Below are 17,125 nucleotides of genomic sequence, written 5' to 3' on the forward strand. Positions count from 1 at the left end.
GACCGGGGTCTGCACGGTGGGCGTCGGCGGAGCCGCCGGCTGCGGCGGGGCGGCGGGCGCTGCGGCCGGCTCCTCCACCGTCACTCCGAAGTCCGTCGCGATGCCGCCCAGGCCGTCGGCATACCCCTGGCCCACCGCGCGGGCCTTCCAGGCGCCGCCCCGGCGGTAGATCTCCACGACGACCAGTGCCGTCTCCGCGCCGAGCTGGGGCGGGGTGAACGTGGCCAGCACGGCGCCGGCGTCCGCGTCGCGGATCGTGGCCGTCGGCTCGATGCCCTGGAAGGTCTGGCCGGCCGCGTCCGGGCTCGCGGTGACCACGATCTTCTCGATGTCCGGCGGGACGGCGGCGGTGTCGACCGTGATCGCGTCCGGCACGGCACCGCCGCCGGACGTGTAGGCCACGCCCGGTCCCGTCGGCTGGTTGTAGAAGATGAAGTCGTCGTCCGAGCGCACCTTGCCGCCGGCGGTGAGCAGCAGGCCCGACACGTCGAGCCGAACCGGAGCGGCGACGTCCACCGTCACGCGCACGGCCGGGAGAGGGATGTTCGAGCCAGGGGTCATAGCTGTCATGCCGGGTGAACGAACGACACCGCTTTACCGTTCCCTTACCCAACCCCCATTCAGCTCAGGGTGCTTACCCCAAGCCGCCTCAGGGTCCCGGCCGAGCCCTGCTCAGGGCACGACCACGATCTTGCGGCCCACCCCGGCCGCGAACTGCTCCAGCGCCTGCGGGTACCGCTCCAGCGGGATCCGGTCGCTGATGAAGACCTCCGGGTCCAGGACCCCGTTCGCGAACAGTTCCGCCGCCCGTTCGAAGCTGTGCAGGACCGCCATCGATCCCGTGATCGTGATCTCCTGGTTGTAGATCCGGTAGGGGTCGATCGTCACCCGCGTCGCGTAGTCGGCCACCCCGAACTGCAGGAACGTACCCGCCTTCGCCACCCGCTCCAGGCCGTCCTGGATCGCTTTCGCGTTGCCGGTCGCGTCCACGACCACGTCCCAGCCCCGCGGCCGGTCCAGCTCGTCCGCGCTGCCCGCCGCGCCCGAGACGCCGAGCCCCCGGGCGGTCTCCAGCCGGGCCGGGTTGATGTCGACCATGTCCACGCTCGCCGCGCCGGTCCGCTTGGCCAGCTCCAGCATCATCAGGCCCATGGTCCCGGAGCCGTAGATCAGCACGTGGGCGCCGAGGCGGGACTGCAGGACGTCGTAGCCGCGTACCGCGCAGGACAGGGGTTCCACGAGGGCCGCGTCCTCGGTGCGCACGTGCTCGGGCAGCTTCACGCAGTTCGCCACGGGGGCGACGGCGTACTGTGCCGCACCGCCCGCCGTCGTCACGCCGATCGCGCCCCATCGCTCGCACATGTTGTTGTGGCCGTCGCGGCAGTATCGGCACTCGTAGCAGTACAGGGAGGGATCGACGGCCACTCGGTCGCCGACCGCGACCTCGGTGACCTGGGTGCCGACCCCGACCACCTCGCCCGCGAACTCGTGTCCCGGGACGATCGGCAGCTTGGGCGCGAACTCGCCCTGGAGGATGTGCAGATCGGTGCCGCACAGGCCGCAGGCGGCCACTTCCACGACGACCTCGCGGGGGCCCGGCGTCGGGTCCGGCACCTCGCTGACGACGGCGCGGCCCACGGACTCGATGACGGCGGCCTTCATTTCACAGCTCCCAACGACAGGCCCTGGACCAGCTTGTCCTGGGCGGCGAACCCCGCGGCGAGCACCGGCAGGGAGACGACGAGCGACGCGGCGCACACCTTGGCCAGGAACAGGCCCTGGCTGGTGATGAAGCCGGTCAGGAAGACGGGGGCGGTCTCGGCGACCACGCCCGTGAGGACTCGGGCGAACAACAGCTCGTTCCAGCTGAAGATGAAGCAGATCAGGCCGGTCGCGGCGATCCCGGGCAGGGCGATGGGGGCGACCACGCGCGCGAGGATCGTCGGCAGCCGGGCACCGTCGATCTGCGCCGCCTCGATCACCGCCACCGGGACCTCGGCGAGGAAGGACTGCATCATCCACACCGCGATCGGCAGGTTCATGGAGGTGTAGAGGATGACCAGGTACCAGATGTTGTCCAGCATCCCGGTGTTCTTCGCGAACAGGTAGATCGGCAGCAGACCGGCGACGACGGGCAGCATCTTCGTGGACAGGAAGAAGAACAGGACGTCCGTCCACTTCTTCACGCGCCGGATCGACAGCGCGTACGCCGCCGGCAGGGCGAGGAGCAGCACGCAGACCGTCGAGAACACCGACGCGACCGCCGAGTTGATCAGCGCCGGCCAGGGGCTCGCGCCGCCGCCCGCGCCGAAGAACTGGCGGTAGCCGTCGAGGGTCAGCGACGCGGCGAAGGAGGGCGGGTTGGTCGCCGCGTCCGCCTCGGAGTGGAAGGACGTCAGCGCCATCCAGGCGATGGGCAGGAAGAAGACGATGCCGACCAGCCAGGCCAGCAGGCCGATGCTCAGGCCCCGGTGCTTCTTGAGAGTTACGGCGATGCCGCTCATGCGCGGGACACCTCCTCGCGGAAGAGGGACGACACCACGCGCAGGGCGAAGGTCGCGATGATGATGGAGCCGATGACCACCAGGACGCCGGCGGCCGAGGCGAGGCCGTTCTCATGGGCCTGGTAGAAGGTCTGGTAGACGGTGTACGGCAGGTTCGCGGTGCCCAGGCCGCCGGACGTGATCGTGAAGACGGCGTCGAAGTTCTGGACGATGTAGATCGAGCCCAGCAGGGCGCCGAGTTCGAGATAGCGGCGCAGGTGCGGGAGGGTCAGATAGCGGAAGACCTGCCATTCGCTGGCGCCGTCCACCCGCGCGGCCTCCATCTGCTCGGGGTCACGGCTCTGCAGACCGGCGAGCAGGATCAGCATCATGAACGGCGTCCACTGCCACACCAGGGCGGCCTCGACCGCCATGAGCGGTGTGTTGGAGATCCAGTCGGGCTGTGGCCCGCCGACGTAGTGCAACAGGCCGTTCAGCAGGCCGTATTCGGGATTGAAGAGCACGTGCTTCCAGAGCAGGGCCGCGGCCACCGGCACCACCAGGAACGGAGCGATGAGCAGGGTGCGTACGACGCCCCGGCCGGCGAACCTGTGATCCAGGAGCAGTGCCAGCGCCAGGCCCAGGACCAGGCTGACCAGCACCACCGTCACCGTGAGCAGCACGGTCGTCCACACCGAGTGGCGCAGGTCCGGGTCGGTCAGCACCTCGCGGTAGTTGTCGAAGCCGGCGAAGTGGCGGGCCTTCGGGTAGAGGGAATTCCAGTGGAAGAAGGAAATCACCAGCGTGGCCACGAACGGCAGCTGGGTCACGATGATCATGAAGACGAGGGCGGGCAGGAGGGGGGCCCGGGTGGCCCAGGCGCGCAGACGGGCGGAGGGCTGCCGCGTGGCGCGTAGCGGTGTTGCCGCATAGGGGGCTGTCGTCGCGGTCATCGTCCCTCGTACTCCTTGGAGATCTTCTCGGCGAGTTGCTGGGAGTTCTTCAGGGCCGAGTCGACGGACTGGCGTCCGGCGATGGCCGCACTGATCTCCTGGGAGACCTTGGTGCCGAGGTCGGTGAACTCGGGGATGTCGACGAACTGGATGCCGGGCGCGGGGCGCGGCTGCACACCGGGGTCGCCCGGCCGGGCGCTCTCGATGGCCTGCTTCGTCATGTCCTGGAAGGCGGCCGCCGTCTTGCGGTAGTCGGCGTTCGTGTACGTCGAGGCCCGCTTGCCCGCCGGGACGTTCGACCAGCCGCTGGTCCGGCCGACCAGCTGCTCGTACTCCTTGCTGGACGCCCAGGACACGAATTTCCAGGCCTGGTCAGGATTTCGGGAGGCCTTCTGGATGCCCCAGGCCCAGGTGTAGAGCCAGCCGGAGGCCGGGGTCTTCTCGACGGGCGCTGGGGCGTAACCGAGCTTGCCCTTGACGGGAGAGCCCTGCGCCTCCAGCAGTCCGGCCGCGGAGGTGGCGTCGTACCACATGGCGACCTTGCCCTGGGTCATGTCGTTGAGGCACTCGGCGAAGCCGGACTGGGCGGCGCCGGACTCGCCGTGCCCCCGGACCAGGTCGACATAGAACTTGGTCGCCTTCTCGAACTCGGGGGAGTCGAGGTGGGCCTTCCAGTTCTTGTCGAACCAGGTGCCGCCGAAGGTGTTCACCACCGTGGTCAGCGGCGCCATCAACTCGCCCCAGCCGGGCAGGCCGCGCAGGCAGATGCCCTTCATACCGGGCTGGGCGCCGTCCGCGCGTGCGGCGAGGTCGGCGACCTGCTGCCAGGTGGGGTGGGCCGGCATGGTGAGGCCCTTCGCCGCGAACACGTCCTTGCGGTACATCAGGAACGACGACTCGCCGTAGAACGGCTGGCCGTAGAGCTTGCCGTCGGCGGCGGTCAGGGACTGGCGCATGGGTGCCAGGACGTCCTGCTCGTCGTATGCGGGGTCCTTGGCGACGTACGAGTTCATCTCGTGCAGCCAGCCGTTGCGGGCGTAGATGGGTATCTCGTAGTTGCTCAACGTCGCCACGTCGTACTGGCCGGCCTGGTTGGCGAAGTCCTGGCTGATCTTGTCGCGGACGTCGTTCTCGGGCAGCACCGTGAAGTTGACCTTGATGCCGGTCTCTTGGGTGAAGCGGGGGGCGAGTTTCTGCAGCTCGGTCATCTGGGGGTTGTTGACCATCAGCACGTTGATGGATTTGCCGCCGGAACCGGTCCCGCCTGCACCGACCCAGCAGCCGGAGAGCAGCGGGGCGAGCAGCGTCCCTGCGGCGGCCATGGCGAGCGTGACTCGCGGCCTCCGTCGGCTCTGGGTTCGCATGGATCGCTCCTGGACTTATATGAACATAATGGACATTTTGTCGCTGGGGGTGCCCGTCGAAGCGGACGGGCCGGCCAGTCAGACCCGGATGACCTGCGGGCCCAGCAGGGAGTAGCGGTGGGCCTCGGCGGCCGGGAGCTGGGTGCTCGTCACGATCGCCTCCAAGGCGCTGATGTCGGCGAACCGGCAGAAACTGACCGCGCCGAACTTGGTGTGCACGCCCGCGAAGACGGTACGCCGGGCGGCCCGCATCGCCTGCGCCTTGACCTCGCTGACCGCGGGGTCGGGCGTGGTCAGGCCGTGCTCACGGGAGATGCCGTTGGCACCGATGAAGGCGAGGTCGACGACGAAACCCGAGAGCATCTTCGTCGTCCAGTGGTCGACGGTGGCCAGCGTGCCGGCCCGCACCCGCCCGCCGAGGAGCAGGACCGACATGTTCTCGGCCTCGGCGAGGGAGCCCGCTACCGGCAAGGACGCGGTGACCACGGTCAGCGGCCGGTCGGTCGGCAGGGCCTCGGCGATGAGCTGCGGGGTGAAGCCCTCGTCCACGAAGACCGTCTCGGCGTCCCCGAGCAGCTCGGCCGCGGCGGCCGCGATCCTGCGCTTCTCGGGGACATGGCTGGTGGCCCGGAAGGCGAGCGTCGTCTCGAAGCCGGCGCTCTCCACCGGATAGGCGCCGCCGTGCGTACGACGGACCAGGCCGTGGTCCTCCAGGGCCCGCAGATCGCGCCGGATGGTCTCCTTGGCCACGCCGAGCTGGGCGGCCAGCGCGGTGACGTCGACCGAGCCGGTCGCACGCGCGGCCAGCACGATCGCACGCTGGCGTTCTTCCGCCGTCCGCTCGCTCATGTCGTCACCCACCTTCCCGTGGAGCTGCCCGTTCGGGCTCTTGGGGGAAGTTCTACCGGGGGCGCGCGGCGCTTACCAGGCCTATTGTGAGCCCGATCCTGCCCGCCTGTGTCCGTTTGCGGGGCGGGGTGCCCGCCGCGGACCTGCGGGGTCGTGCGGGGCGGGGTGAGAGCGGGCGCTCCGGATGCCCGGATGCGGCCGCGGGCGGGCCCGTTCGGTGCCCGCCCGCGCGTGTGGGGATGCGTTTTCCGCCGCCCCGGGGTCTACTTCTGGCCGCCCGGGGTTTCGCCCCGGGGTGTCGAGGGGTGCTGGTCGAGGGTCAGTGAGCCGCCCGAGCCCTCAGCGGGTTCCGCGTGTCCGTACGGGCTCTCAGCGGTTCCGTACGGGCTCTCAGCGGTTCAGTACGGCCAGATCGGCGGATCGTTCACGAAGTGCCCGCCGAGGTGGCTGTGCGCCGGGTTCTCCGGGTCCAGCTCGCCCTGCTCGGCGATCAGCTTCTCGGCGTACGGCTCCGAGTCGTCCTGCGGCGCGTAGCCGAGCGCCCGCGCGCTGGTCAGGTCCCACCACAGCCGGGTGTTGGCGGAGGAGCCGTAGACGACGGTGTGGCCGACCCGCTCGGCGGTCAGGGCCGCGTGGAAGAGACGGGCGCCGTCGGCCGGGCTCATCCACACCGAAAGCATGCGCACGCTCGTCGGCTCCGGGAAGCAGGAGCCGATGCGCACGGACACGGTCTCCAGGCCGTGCCTGTCCCAGTACAGCTGGGCGAGGTCCTCGCCGAAGGACTTGGACAGGCCGTAGAAGGTGTCCGGGCGGTGCGGGGTGTCGACCGGGATCAGCGGCTGGCCCGCGCGCGGGGCCGGGGTGTAGCCGACGGCGTGGTTGGAGGAGGCGAAGACGATCCGCGGGACGCCCTCCTGGCGGGCGGCCTCGTAGAGGTTGTAGGTGCCTTCGATGTTGGACTTCAGGATCTTCCCGAAGGGGGCTTCCAGAGAGATGCCCGCGAGGTGCAGGACCGCGTCCACGCCCCGCACGGCCTCGCGCAGCGCCGCCTCGTCACCGAGGTCGGCGGTGATCGCGTCCGGCTCGCCGTCGACGGGGCGCACATCGAACAGGCGCAGTGTGTAGCCGTACCCCGGCAGCAGGGACCGCATCAGGGTGCCGAGCCCGCCGGCGGCGCCGGTGAGCAGAACGGTGCGGGGAGCGGGCATCCTCGGTTCTCCTTGGGTACGACATTGTGCACGGCATTCACATTTATGGACAAGCTAAGGATGGTTGTCGTGCACCGTCAAGTGTGGCGTGGCGTGCGTGAATTCGCTCCCGAGATGCGGATTCGGCTGCTTGACCCGTCGTAAGGGGGCCCCGTAGCGTGGATGCGTTCAGGGATATGGACGTGGATCAGAAGCATGCACCGGTGTGTCTCAAGGGAGAGCCCGTGACGCCAGCCCCTCTCACCGAACGGCTCCGCGATCCGCGCGGGCCGCTCTTCTTCCCCGTCACGGCCTACGGCCCCGACGGCTCGCTCGATCTCGACGTCTACCGCACCCATGTCCGCCAGGGCGTCGCCGCCGGTGCGGCCGCCGTGTTCGCCTGCTGCGGCACCGGGGAGTTCCACGCGCTGCTGCCGGAGGAGTTCGAGGCCTGCGTCCGGGTGGCCGTCGAAGCATCCGACGGACGCGTACCGGTCGTCGCGGGCGCCGGATACGGCACCGCGCTCGCCGTCCGCTACGCGCGTCTGGCCGAGGCGGCCGGCGCCGACGGCCTCCTCGTCATGCCGCCCTACCTCGTCCTCGCCGGCCAGGAGGGCCTGCTGCGGCACTACCGGGAGATCGCCGCGGCCACCGCGCTGCCGGTCATCGTCTACCAGCGCGACAACGCCGTATTCACCCCGCAGACGGTGGTCGCACTCGCCCGCACCGACGGGATCGCCGGCCTCAAGGACGGCCTCGGCGACCTCGACCTGATGCAGCGGATCATCAGTGCCGTACGCACCGAAGTCCCCGGCGACTTCCTGTACTTCAACGGCCTGCCCACCGCCGAGCAGACCCAGCTCGCCTACCACGCCCTCGGCGTCACGCTGTACTCCTCGGCCGTCTTCTGCTTCGCCCCCGAGCTCGCCCTCGCCTACCACCGGGCCCTGACCTCCGGCGACACGGCGACCGTGCGGCGCCTCCTGGACGGCTTCTACCGCCCGTTCGTGGAGCTGCGCGCCCAGGGCCGCGGCTACGCCGTCTCGCTCGTCAAGGCGGGCGTACGGCTGCGCGGCCTGGACGTCGGCGAGGTCAGGCCCCCGCTGGACGAGCCGGCGGAGGACCACGTCAAACAGCTCGCCCAGCTGATCGAGCGGGGATACGCACTGCTGGAGGAGGACGCGTGAGCCAGCGTCTGTACGTCGCTGAGGACGGCGTGTGAGCGAGTGTCCGTACGGCGGGAGGGAGCACACGTGAAGGCGTCGGCGTTCGTCTATCCCTGGGACGTCAACGGGGACCCGGAGGCCCCGGCGCGGATCGCCGGGCTCGGTGTGGAGCAGGTGACGCTCGCCGCCGCCTACCACTCCACCCGCGCCCTGACCCCGCGCCACCCCCGCCACCGCATCGTCACCGCCGAGTACGCGGCCGTCCTCTACCCTCCGGGCGAGCGCTGGGCGGGCCGGGGCCTGAGACCCTGCCCCGCCGGGCGCTGGGCCCCGGGCGACGCCTACGGCGAGGCCGCGCGGGCCCTCGCGGCGGCCGGTCTGGAGGTGCACACCTGGGCCGTCCTCGCCCACAACTCCCGCCTCGGCGCCGAACATCCGCACACCTCGGTCGTCAACGCCTACGGCGACCACTACCCCTGGGCGCCCTGCATCGTGCAGCCCGCCACGCGCGCGTACCTGGTCGACCTGGCCGCCGAGGCCGCCGTACGGCCCGGTGCGCACGGCACCGAGCTGGAGTCCCTCGGCTGGTACGGACTCGCGCATCTGCACGCCCACGACAAGATCTCCGGCGTCGGTCTCGGCGAGGCCGGGCAGTACCTGATGTCCCTGTGCTTCTGCCCGTCCTGCCGCGTCGGGTACGGCGAACAGGACCTGGACGCCGATGAGTTGGCCGCGGCCGTCCGGGCCGCGCTGGAGCCGCTGTGGCGGGGCGCGGCGGGCGACGAGGGCTGGCCGACGGCCGCGAAGCTGCTCGGCGAGGAGACGGCGGCCCGCACGCGCGCGTGGCGCGAGGAAACCGCCGGCACCCTCCAGGAGGAGGCCGTCGCCGCCGTACGCGCCACCGCACCGGCCGGCTTCCAGGTACTGCTGCACGCCGACCCGGTCTCCTACCACTGCGGAGCCAACGTCGGCGTCGACCCCGCCCGCGTCCTCTCCGCCGCCGACGGCGTGGTGGTGCCCTGCGCGGGCGGTACGGCCCTGCTGGCGCCCTTCGCCGAACACGCCCGGGAGGACACGGTGCTGGCCGCCAACTTCACCGTGGTCTCCGGGATGGGCGGCAGCCCCGGCACGCTCGCGGCGGACGCGGCACGCGCGCGTGCGCAGGGCGCGACGGAACTGCGGCTCTATCACGCCGGGTTGGCGTCGGACCCGGATCTGGCAGCGGTACGTGAGGCGCTGTCGGCGCGCTGAGCGAGCGCGGTGGCCGCCAGGAGCAGCGCGAGGCCGTAGAGCGGCAACAGCAGCGCCGGTGAGGCCAGTTCGATCAGGCCCGCCCCGACGGTCAGTCCGATGACGTTGGGCATGAAGACCAGAGTGTTCGCGGTGGCCGTCGCCCGGCCCAGCAGCGGGCCGGGCGTCTGCTGCTGGACGGCGGTGAACGTCGCGACGAGCACACAGGGCAGGCCCAGACCGATCGCCACGGCGGACGCGAGGGCCACCGCGTCCGACGGCACCGCCCGCGCGGCCACCGCGACCGCCGTCAGCGCGATCCCCACCGCCCCGAACCGGCGCCCGCCCAGCCGCCGTAGCGCGACCCCGGAGACGAGCCCGGCCGTCACCGAACCGGTGCCCTGAAAGGCGTACAGCACGCCGGTATAGGCGGGGGAGTGACCGAGGCGGTCCACCACGGCGTACACCGTCGTGCTGCTCAGCGAGGCGAGGAGCATCGTCGTACCCCCGGCTTGGACCAGTGGGCGCAGCCCGGGGTGACCCCACAGATGCCGGACGCCCTCGGCGGTCTGCTTCCGCCAGCCGCCGCCGGACCGGTCGGGCCGCTCCTCGTGCACCCGCAGCAGGGCGCACAGTCCGGCGGCGAGCACGAAGGTGACCGCGTCCAGACCGGCGACCGCCGGTCCGCCGAAGGCCGCGTACAGGCCTGCCCCGGTCAGCGGAGCGACGAGCTTCATGCCCTCGGTGACGGTCATCCGCAGCCCGTTGAAGTCGCCGCGGAGGTCGCCCGGGACGGCGGAGGTGACCAGGGCCGACTCGGCGGCGTCCCCGACCACGCCGACCGTGCCGTACAGGAGCAGGACGGTGAACAGCAGCCACAGTCCGCCGGGCGAGTGGACGGTGAAGAGTGTCGGGAGTACGGCGGCCAGAGCCAGGTTCAGGACGATGAGGAGGGGTTTGCGGCGCACGCGGTCGGCGAGCGTGCCCAGCGCCGGACCCGCCAGGGTGGGCGCCCACGCGGCGACGAAGCACAGGGCGGGCAGGCCGTCGGACCCGGTGAGGTCCTTGACCCACACGCCCGCCGCCAGTGACAGCGAGGAGGTACCGAAGGCCGACACCACCAGGCTCGTGAGATACAGCCCCGCGTTGCGGTCCCGCAGCACGCGCAGCAGCGTCCAGGAAGTCGTCATGCCTGCTCATCGTGGGTCTAAGGCGGGCCCGGTCGGATCGGCAAGGTGCCTTACGCGGGTCCTGCCCCTGACGGCGGCGATCCGTCGGAACCTGTCAGTAATGCCCCTGGGGCGTGCTCCGGCCCCGACCTGCTGTCGGCGCCACCCGCTACCTCGCGCCGATCCTGACCGGTCCCGTCCACGTCCTCCTCATGTCCCTCATCCCGGAACCGCACCGGCGCCGGCCCGGACTCCTGGGCCCGGATCGGCGTCGGCCGGCTGCCGCACACCGCGGGGGACGTCGTGCACCACCTCAAGGGTCATCCGGTCATCCCGTTCGCCCCGACTCCTCGTTCGGCTGCGCGGCACCGATGAGTTTCGGCGGGCCGGCCGGTCAGTCCTTCGTACGAGGAGCGCAACCGTCAAGGAGTGAGACATGACCATGGTCGACCTCGGCCCGCAGACCCGGATCGTGGCGCGGCTCGCCGAGTCCGTGACCGACGACCGGCTGACCGGCCCCACCCCGTGTCCGGAGTGCGCGGTGCGGAACCTGCTGGGCCATATCCAGATGCTGTCCGTGGCGTTCCGTGACGCCGCCCGCAAGGACCTCGGTACGACGACCGACACCAACCCGACCGCCGCCGTCCCGGACATCGGCCCCGGCTGGCGCGAGGAACTGCCCAAGGCCCTCGACGAACTCGCCGACGCCTGGCGCGCCCCGGAGGCCTGGACCGGGATGACCCGCGCGGGCGGCGTGGATCTGCCGGGCGAGGTCGCCGGCGCCGTCGTCGCCGACGAACTGGTCATCCACGGCTGGGACTTGGCCCGCGCCACCGGCCTGCCCTACGCCCCCGACCCCGTCGCCCTCGACTCGGCTCTCGTCTTCCTCCAGGCCGCGGCAGACGACCCGAACCGAGGCAACGGCCTCTTCGGCCCGGTCGTCCCGGTCCCGGAGAACGCGCCCCTGCTGGACCGGGCGGTCGGCCTGAGCGGCCGGGATCCGGGGTGGCGCCCTTAGGACAGCTTCCACCTTCGCCGCGTTGCGACGGCACACGGGCCCGCGTATCACCGCGATGTGGATCTCCGCTCTGTACGCGGGTCCGCCCGAAACTCACTTCCTTTGTCAGAAGCATTGACCAAAGGCGGGCCCCCTCCTACCTTCAACGCGTCGTACTTCGTACGTCATATATGAGACGCGATATGTGAGATCCGAGAGGGCCGCATGACCCCTGTGCCCACCCCGATCCCGTCCCGCACACAGTTCGTGCTGGACGCCATCAAACACCGCATCCTGACTGGGCAGTTGACGCCAGGTCAGGCCCTGGTCGAGACGGAGCTGGCCGCGCAGTTCGGGGTGTCCAAGACTCCGGTGCGGGAGGCGCTGAAGACCCTCGCAGGGACCGGGCTCGTCGTGATGAGCCAGTACAAGGGCGTCACGGTGCGCATGGTGGACGCGGACATGGCGCGCGAGGTCTACGACGTACGGCTGCTGCTGGAGCCCGAGGCGCTGAGAAGGGCCGTCAGGCGAGGCGCGTCCCTGGCTGACGCGCGCGACGCGCTGACCCGGGCCGACGCCGCCACCGACACCGCCGAACGCTCCCTCGCCAACCGGGAGTTTCACCGCTCCCTGTACCTGCCCTGCGGCAACCCGCTGCTCGGCCGGATGCTCGACGAGGTCCGTGACCAGGCCGCCCTGGTCTCCGCCGTCGCCTGGGCCGCCGACCCCTCCTGGGAGCGGGAGGCCGCCGAGCACCGGGAGATCCTGCGGCTCGCACTCGACGGCGACGCCGACGGCGCCGCCCTCGCCCTGCACGCCCACATCGCGTCCTTCGTGCAGCGGGCTTTCCCCTCGGCCACCGAGGTCGCCGAGGCAACCGAGGCCGCCGGGAACGCCAAGGACCCCGAGGGCGCAGTCCCCCACGCGGAGAAGGGTCATCGATGAGCAGCGTGACGTTCGAGACCCAACGGACGGCCCTGGCCGATGTGGTGGCCATCCCGGTGACACCCTTCGCCGCGGACGGCTCCGTCGACACCGGCGCCCACCGGGCCCTGCTGCGTCGCCTGCTCGGCGGCGGGATCCGGACCCTCGCTCCGAACGGCAACACCGGCGAGTTCTACGCGCTCACCCCCGAAGAGCGCGGCCTGGTCACCGAGTTGACGATGGACGAGGCCGGTGACCGCTCGGTGATCCTCGTCGGCGTCGGCCACGACCTGCCCACCGCCATCGCCTCCGCCCGGCACGCCCGCGACCTCGGTGCCCCGATGGTCATGGTCCACCAGCCCGTGCACCCGTATGTCTCGGCGGCCGGCTGGGTCGACTACCACCGCGCCATCGCCGAGTCCGTGCCCGAGCTGGGAGTGGTGCCCTACATCCGCGACGCCCGGCTGCCCGGCGCCCGGCTCGCCGAACTCGCCGGCCACTGCCCCAACGTCATCGGGGTCAAATACGCCGTGCCCGACGCCGCCCGCTTCGCCGCCTTCGCCCGCGACGCCGGCCTCGACCGCTTCGTCTGGGTCGCCGGTCTCGCCGAGCCGTACGCCCCGTCCTACTTCTCGGCGGGCGCCACCGGCTTCACCTCCGGGCTCGCGAACGTCGCCCCCGCCGTCTCGCTGAACATGGCGGAAGCGCTTCGATCCGGCGACTACCCGGCCGCCATGAAGGTGTGGGAGCAGATCCGCCGCTTCGAGGAACTCCGCGCCGCCCACGGCTCCGCCAACAACGTCACCGTCGTCAAGGAAGCCCTCGCCGCGCTCGGCCTGTGCCGCCGCGACGTCCGCCCGCCTAGCCGGCCGCTGCCCGAGGACGAGCGCGCCGAGGTCGCCGCCATCGCCACCGGATGGTCGATATGAAGCGCCCGGAGGAACTCAGAAGCCATCAGTGGTACGGCACCGACGGCCTGCGCTCCTTCAGCCACCGCGCCCGCACCCGCCAGCTCGGCTATCTCCCCGAGGAGCACGCAGGCAAGCCGGTCGTCGCGATCCTCAACACCTGGTCGGACATCAACCCCTGCCATGTCCACCTGCGCGACCGCGCCCAGGCCGTGAAGCGCGGGGTGTGGCAGGCGGGCGGCTTCCCGCTGGAGTTCCCGGTCTCCACCCTCAGCGAGACCTTCCAGAAGCCGACCCCGATGCTCTACCGCAACCTCCTCGCGATGGAGACCGAGGAACTGCTGCGGTCCTACCCCGTCGACGGCGCGGTGCTGATGGGCGGCTGCGATAAGTCGACCCCGGCGCTGCTCATGGGCGCCGCCTCCGTGGACCTGCCCACCGTCTTCGTGCCGGCCGGGCCCATGCTGCCGGGCCACTGGCGCGGCGAGGTGCTCGGCTCCGGCACCGACATGTGGAAGTACTGGGACGACAAGCGCGCGGGCCTCGTCGGCGACTGCGAGATGGCCGGGCTGGAGAGCGGCCTGGCCCGCTCGCCCGGCCACTGCATGACCATGGGTACGGCGTCCACGCTGACGGCCGCCGCCGAGGCGCTCGGCGTGACCGTGCCGGGCGCGTCCAGCATCCCGGCGGTCGACTCGGGACACGACCGGATGGCCGCCAAGGCGGGCCTGGCGATCGTCGAACTGGTCTGCAGGGACCGGAAGTTGAGCGATATCCTCACCCGCGAGGCCTTCACGGACGCCGTCACCACCGTCCTCGGCCTCGGCGGCTCCACCAACGCCGTGATCCATCTGATCGCCATGGCGGGCCGCGCCGGCGTGCGGCTCACCCTGGACGACTTCGACCGCATCGCCCGGACCGTGCCCGTCCTCGCCAATGTCCGCCCCGGCGGACAGCGGTACCTGATGGAGGACTTCCACTTCGCGGGCGGCCTGCCCGGCTTCCTGTCCCGGATCACCGACCTGCTCCATCTGGACCGGCCGACGGTGTCGTACGATACCCTGCGCGAGCAGCTGGACGGCGCGCGGGTGCACGACGACGACGTCATCCGCCCCCGCGACAACCCGGTCGCGAGCGAGGGCGGGGTCGCGGTGCTGCGCGGAAACCTCTGCCCGGACGGCGCAGTCATCAAGCACATCGCCGCCGAGCCCCGCCTGCTCAAGCACACCGGCCCGGCCGTCGTCTTCGACGACTACAAGACCATGCAGCGCACCATCAACGACCCCGCGCTCGGCATCACGGCCGACAGCGTGCTGGTGCTGCGGGGCGCCGGGCCCAAGGGCGGCCCCGGCATGCCCGAGTACGGCATGCTCCCCATCCCGGACCACCTGCTGCAGCAGGGCGTGCGGGACATGGTCCGGATCTCCGACGCCCGGATGAGCGGCACGAGTTACGGTGCCTGTGTGCTGCACGTGGCCCCGGAGTCGTACGTCGGCGGCCCGCTGGCGCTCGTCCGGACCGGGGATCTCATCACCCTGGACATCGACGCCCGCAGCCTCCATCTCCACGTGGACGACGCTGAGTTGGCCCTGCGCAGGTCCCGGTGGACGCCCCCGTCCGCCCGGCACGAACGTGGCTACGGCGTCCTCTACAACGGGCAGATCACCCAGGCCGACACCGGCTGCGACTTCGAGTTCCTCGCCCGGCCCGGCAAGGTGCCGGACCCGTACGCGGGCTGAATCGCGGACACGTCAACTGTCTTTCCTGCGGCGGTCGTTGCCGATCTCTGGCGAGGCGTGCTGTCGTCTTCTGGCAACGGTGTCACGGTCGCCCACGTACAGCGGCCTGGCCAGCAAGGGCTCGAACGTGATGTCGGCCGGCAGCAACTGGGACTCCGGCATCTCCGCCCCGTCCTTCGTCTCCACGGACGCGACCACGACGTACAACGCCGCAAACCGGACGGCTCCCTGCCGGCCACGACGTTCCTGACGACGGGAAGCGCAACGATCGGCGCGACGATGAACTGACCGCCTGTGTCAAAAAGCGTATCAATCGGATAACAGCACTCGCAGACACCGGTGTTATGCGCGTAGACAGTCTCTGACCTGGTACATCACTCTCATCCACCAGATCCGGAGAATCCATGCGGAAGTCCCACAGAGTCGTCGCCGCCGGTGCCGCCTGCGCTCTTGCCGGCGTCGCGCTGTACAGCGCGGGCGCGGCCACCGCCGGGCAGTCGACGGCGAACTCCACCCACGAGCCCTACAACATGGGGCAGTTGGTGAAGGACATTGACACCTACTACGGCACGACCGCCGACGGCAACGGCGTCTACCAGGCGTCCCCGGACAGCCCGTACGCCAAGGACCTGACGCAGCTCGACGCCGACGCCAAGCGGTATATCGACAAGGCGGCCCGCAAAGCGCACCGTCACGGCGAGAAGCCGGCCGTCATGTTCGACATCGACGACACGCTGCTGCTCAGCCTCGACTACGAGAAGCGCTACAACTACACGTACAACCCCACCACGTGGAACGACTACGTGAACCGCGCCGACCGGCCTGCCGTCTTCGGCAGTCCCGAGCTGGTGCGGTACGCCGAGTCCAAGGGCGTCGAGGTCTTCTACAACTCGGGTCTGTCGGAGGCGCAGCGCGCCGCCGCCGTCGCCAACCTGAAGAAGGTCGGCGCCGATGTGAACCTCGACGCCGACCACATGTTCCTCAAGGACAAGGCCAACCCGCCGGCCTACCTGAGCGACTGCGCCACCCCGGGCACCTGGAACTGCACGACCGTCCAGTACAAGTCCGGCACCCGCCAGCACATCGAGGACGACCTCGGGTACGAGATCATCGCCAACTTCGGCGACCAGTACTCGGACCTCAATGGCGGCTACGCCGACCGCACGTACAAGATCCCGAACCCGACGTACTTCGTCTCCTGACGACCCGGCGGGGCCCGGCCGTCATCCGTAGGCCCTGAGCGGGGGCCGGAAGACGGTCGGGCCCTGAGCCGCCGTCCGAGTTGCCCAGAAGGCGTTGCTGTGCGGGTCCACCGGGCCGTCGGACCACAGCGGTCCGTCCTGGCCGCCATGTGCCACGGGCGGCCGTGCGGAGCTCAGCGGTGTCCCGGGCGGTGGGGAACTCGGGGTGCGGGACGGCGCGTTGCGCCGGTGCTGGGTGCCGGTGCGGCCGTGTGCGCCGGCGGTGGTGTCGTCGCGGCCGGCGACGGGGTGGGCGTCGGGGAGGCCGCGACCGTCTGCTGGGCCGGCTGGTCGCCGCGGACCGCGGAGGCCACCGCGTACCCGGCGACCGCGAGTACCCCGGCCACCGCCGCGGTGGCGCCGACGACCCGCACCCAGCCACACCGGTCGACGCGTGGCTCCGTGGCCGGGCCGGGACGGTGGCGCGGCCATGCCGCGTTCCACGCGGGCCAGGATGCGCGCGCGGTCGGGTTCGTGGGCCTCGGCTGCCTCGTGCAGCCGGGCGCGCAGCTCGTCGTGCACGCCCTGCCGCCTCATCGGTTCCTTCCTCCGCTCTCGCCGCCCCGGGCGGCCATCGCCGCGTGCACCCGGTCCCAGCGGTGCCACAGTGCCGGCAGTGCGTCCGCCGCCAAGTCGTCGGCGGTGTCCGCCTCACCGGTCAACAGGTGGGCCAGACAGGCGAGTTCGGCGTGGTGCTGTTCGAAGAAGGCGGGGAATTCCACGGAGGCGGCGTCGTCGACGACTGTGCCCACGAGTGACCTCTTCTCGGTGCAGCTCTGCGAGTGTCTGTACGGGGAGTCGGACAACGTATGGCTGACCGAACCCGAATCCGTAACACGCAGGTGACCTGAAACGGGTTCGACAAGGGAACAATCCAGCCAGCATCCGCCCGCCGATCATCAGATGACGAGGAGT

17 protein-coding genes and 3 pseudogenes are annotated in these 17,125 nt (G+C 71.0%); 9 read left to right on the forward strand and 11 right to left on the reverse strand.

Annotated elements, in window-relative coordinates; genetic code table 11:
- From M878_RS81860 to M878_RS81890, 7 genes are all read right to left on the reverse strand, one after another.
- A partial coding sequence (locus M878_RS81860; RefSeq protein WP_023551645.1) for a TerD family protein occupies positions 1–561 on the reverse strand: 561 nt, incomplete at its 3' end.
- A gap of 111 nt (positions 562–672) precedes the next feature.
- Positions 673–1,662: a zinc-dependent alcohol dehydrogenase family protein gene (locus tag M878_RS81865; RefSeq protein ID WP_023551646.1), complete on the reverse strand. Its 990-nt coding sequence runs from the start codon at positions 1,660–1,662 to the stop codon at positions 673–675.
- Positions 1,659–2,504 (reverse strand): carbohydrate ABC transporter permease, encoded by an 846-nt coding sequence (locus tag M878_RS81870; protein ID WP_023551647.1) that lies wholly within the window; start codon positions 2,502–2,504, stop codon positions 1,659–1,661. The genes M878_RS81865 and M878_RS81870 overlap by 4 nt, the downstream gene beginning before the upstream one ends.
- Positions 2,501–3,436, reverse strand: a complete 936-nt coding sequence (locus M878_RS81875) for a carbohydrate ABC transporter permease (protein WP_023551648.1) — start codon at positions 3,434–3,436, stop codon at positions 2,501–2,503. The genes M878_RS81870 and M878_RS81875 overlap by 4 nt, the downstream gene beginning before the upstream one ends.
- Positions 3,433–4,800: an ABC transporter substrate-binding protein gene (locus M878_RS81880; RefSeq protein ID WP_031226492.1), complete on the reverse strand. Its 1,368-nt coding sequence runs from the start codon at positions 4,798–4,800 to the stop codon at positions 3,433–3,435. The genes M878_RS81875 and M878_RS81880 overlap by 4 nt, the downstream gene beginning before the upstream one ends.
- A gap of 78 nt (positions 4,801–4,878) precedes the next feature.
- Entirely contained in the window at positions 4,879–5,649 is a 771-nt protein-coding gene (locus M878_RS81885) for a DeoR/GlpR family DNA-binding transcription regulator (protein ID WP_031226498.1), read from the reverse strand.
- A gap of 398 nt (positions 5,650–6,047) precedes the next feature.
- A complete protein-coding gene (locus M878_RS81890; protein ID WP_023551651.1) occupies positions 6,048–6,857 on the reverse strand; it encodes an NAD-dependent epimerase/dehydratase family protein in 810 nt (269 codons plus the stop codon).
- Positions 6,858–7,081: 224 nt separating this feature from the next.
- On the opposite strand from M878_RS81890, the gene M878_RS81895 reads away from it, so the two are divergent.
- Together M878_RS81895 and M878_RS81900 are read left to right on the forward strand one after the other, a co-directional pair.
- The gene (locus M878_RS81895) at positions 7,082–8,023 is read left to right on the forward strand and encodes a 5-dehydro-4-deoxyglucarate dehydratase (RefSeq protein ID WP_031226501.1); all 942 of its coding nucleotides are present in this window, start codon (positions 7,082–7,084) and stop codon (positions 8,021–8,023) included.
- Between the two features lie 66 nt (positions 8,024–8,089).
- Complete coding sequence (locus M878_RS81900; RefSeq protein WP_023551653.1) at positions 8,090–9,253, forward strand: hypothetical protein; 1,164 nt, start codon at positions 8,090–8,092, stop codon at positions 9,251–9,253.
- Here M878_RS81900 and M878_RS81905 read toward each other — a convergent pair.
- On the reverse strand, positions 9,190–10,422 hold the full coding sequence (locus M878_RS81905; RefSeq protein WP_023551654.1) for an MFS transporter: 1,233 nt from the start codon (positions 10,420–10,422) through the stop codon (positions 9,190–9,192). The genes M878_RS81900 and M878_RS81905 overlap by 64 nt on opposite strands.
- Positions 10,423–10,680: 258 nt before the next feature.
- Between M878_RS81905 and M878_RS000000100395 the strand changes: the two genes are divergently transcribed.
- The 5 genes from M878_RS000000100395 to araD all read left to right on the forward strand — a co-directional run bounded on the left by M878_RS000000100395 (position 10,681) and on the right by araD (position 14,969).
- The gene (locus M878_RS000000100395; RefSeq protein ID WP_245238437.1) at positions 10,681–10,776 is read left to right on the forward strand and encodes a hypothetical protein; all 96 of its coding nucleotides are present in this window, start codon (positions 10,681–10,683) and stop codon (positions 10,774–10,776) included.
- Positions 10,777–10,837: 61 nt separating this feature from the next.
- Positions 10,838–11,419, forward strand: coding sequence for a TIGR03086 family metal-binding protein (locus tag M878_RS81910; protein ID WP_023551655.1), 582 nt, complete (start codon positions 10,838–10,840; stop codon positions 11,417–11,419).
- 204 nt (positions 11,420–11,623) lie between these two features.
- The gene (locus M878_RS81915) at positions 11,624–12,343 is read left to right on the forward strand and encodes a GntR family transcriptional regulator (protein WP_051430138.1); all 720 of its coding nucleotides are present in this window, start codon (positions 11,624–11,626) and stop codon (positions 12,341–12,343) included.
- Positions 12,340–13,251 (forward strand): dihydrodipicolinate synthase family protein, encoded by a 912-nt coding sequence (locus M878_RS81920; RefSeq protein WP_023551657.1) that lies wholly within the window; start codon positions 12,340–12,342, stop codon positions 13,249–13,251. The genes M878_RS81915 and M878_RS81920 overlap by 4 nt, the downstream gene beginning before the upstream one ends.
- Positions 13,239–14,969 carry an L-arabinonate dehydratase gene (gene araD, locus M878_RS81925; protein ID WP_031226504.1) on the forward strand — a complete coding sequence of 577 codons (1,731 nt, stop codon included), beginning with the start codon at positions 13,239–13,241 and terminating at the stop codon, positions 14,967–14,969. Before M878_RS81920 ends, araD begins: the two co-directional genes overlap by 13 nt.
- Positions 14,970–14,981: 12 nt before the next feature.
- Here the strand turns inward: araD and M878_RS98560 are convergent, their stop codons facing one another.
- Positions 14,982–15,131 (reverse strand): hypothetical protein, encoded by a 150-nt coding sequence (locus M878_RS98560; RefSeq protein ID WP_209445577.1) that lies wholly within the window; start codon positions 15,129–15,131, stop codon positions 14,982–14,984.
- Here M878_RS98560 and M878_RS000000100400 point away from each other — a divergent pair.
- Both M878_RS000000100400 and M878_RS81935 read left to right on the forward strand, forming a co-directional pair.
- Positions 15,070–15,257: pseudogene (locus M878_RS000000100400) on the forward strand (right-handed parallel beta-helix repeat-containing protein); the annotation flags it as partial. The gene M878_RS98560 and the pseudogene M878_RS000000100400 overlap by 62 nt on opposite strands.
- 116 nt (positions 15,258–15,373) lie before the next feature.
- A complete protein-coding gene (locus M878_RS81935) occupies positions 15,374–16,171 on the forward strand; it encodes an HAD family acid phosphatase (protein ID WP_023551660.1) in 798 nt (265 codons plus the stop codon).
- Between the two features lie 81 nt (positions 16,172–16,252).
- Here the strand turns inward: M878_RS81935 and M878_RS000000100405 are convergent.
- Positions 16,253–16,747: pseudogene (locus tag M878_RS000000100405) on the reverse strand (hypothetical protein); the annotation flags it as partial.
- A gap of 38 nt (positions 16,748–16,785) precedes the next feature.
- Positions 16,786–16,962 (reverse strand): annotated as a pseudogene (locus M878_RS81945) (SigE family RNA polymerase sigma factor); the annotation flags it as partial.
- Between the last annotated feature and the right edge of the window lie 163 nt (positions 16,963–17,125).

This window comes from Streptomyces roseochromogenus subsp. oscitans DS 12.976, assembly GCF_000497445.1.
Taxonomy (GTDB): Bacteria; Actinomycetota; Actinomycetes; order Streptomycetales; family Streptomycetaceae; genus Streptomyces; species Streptomyces oscitans.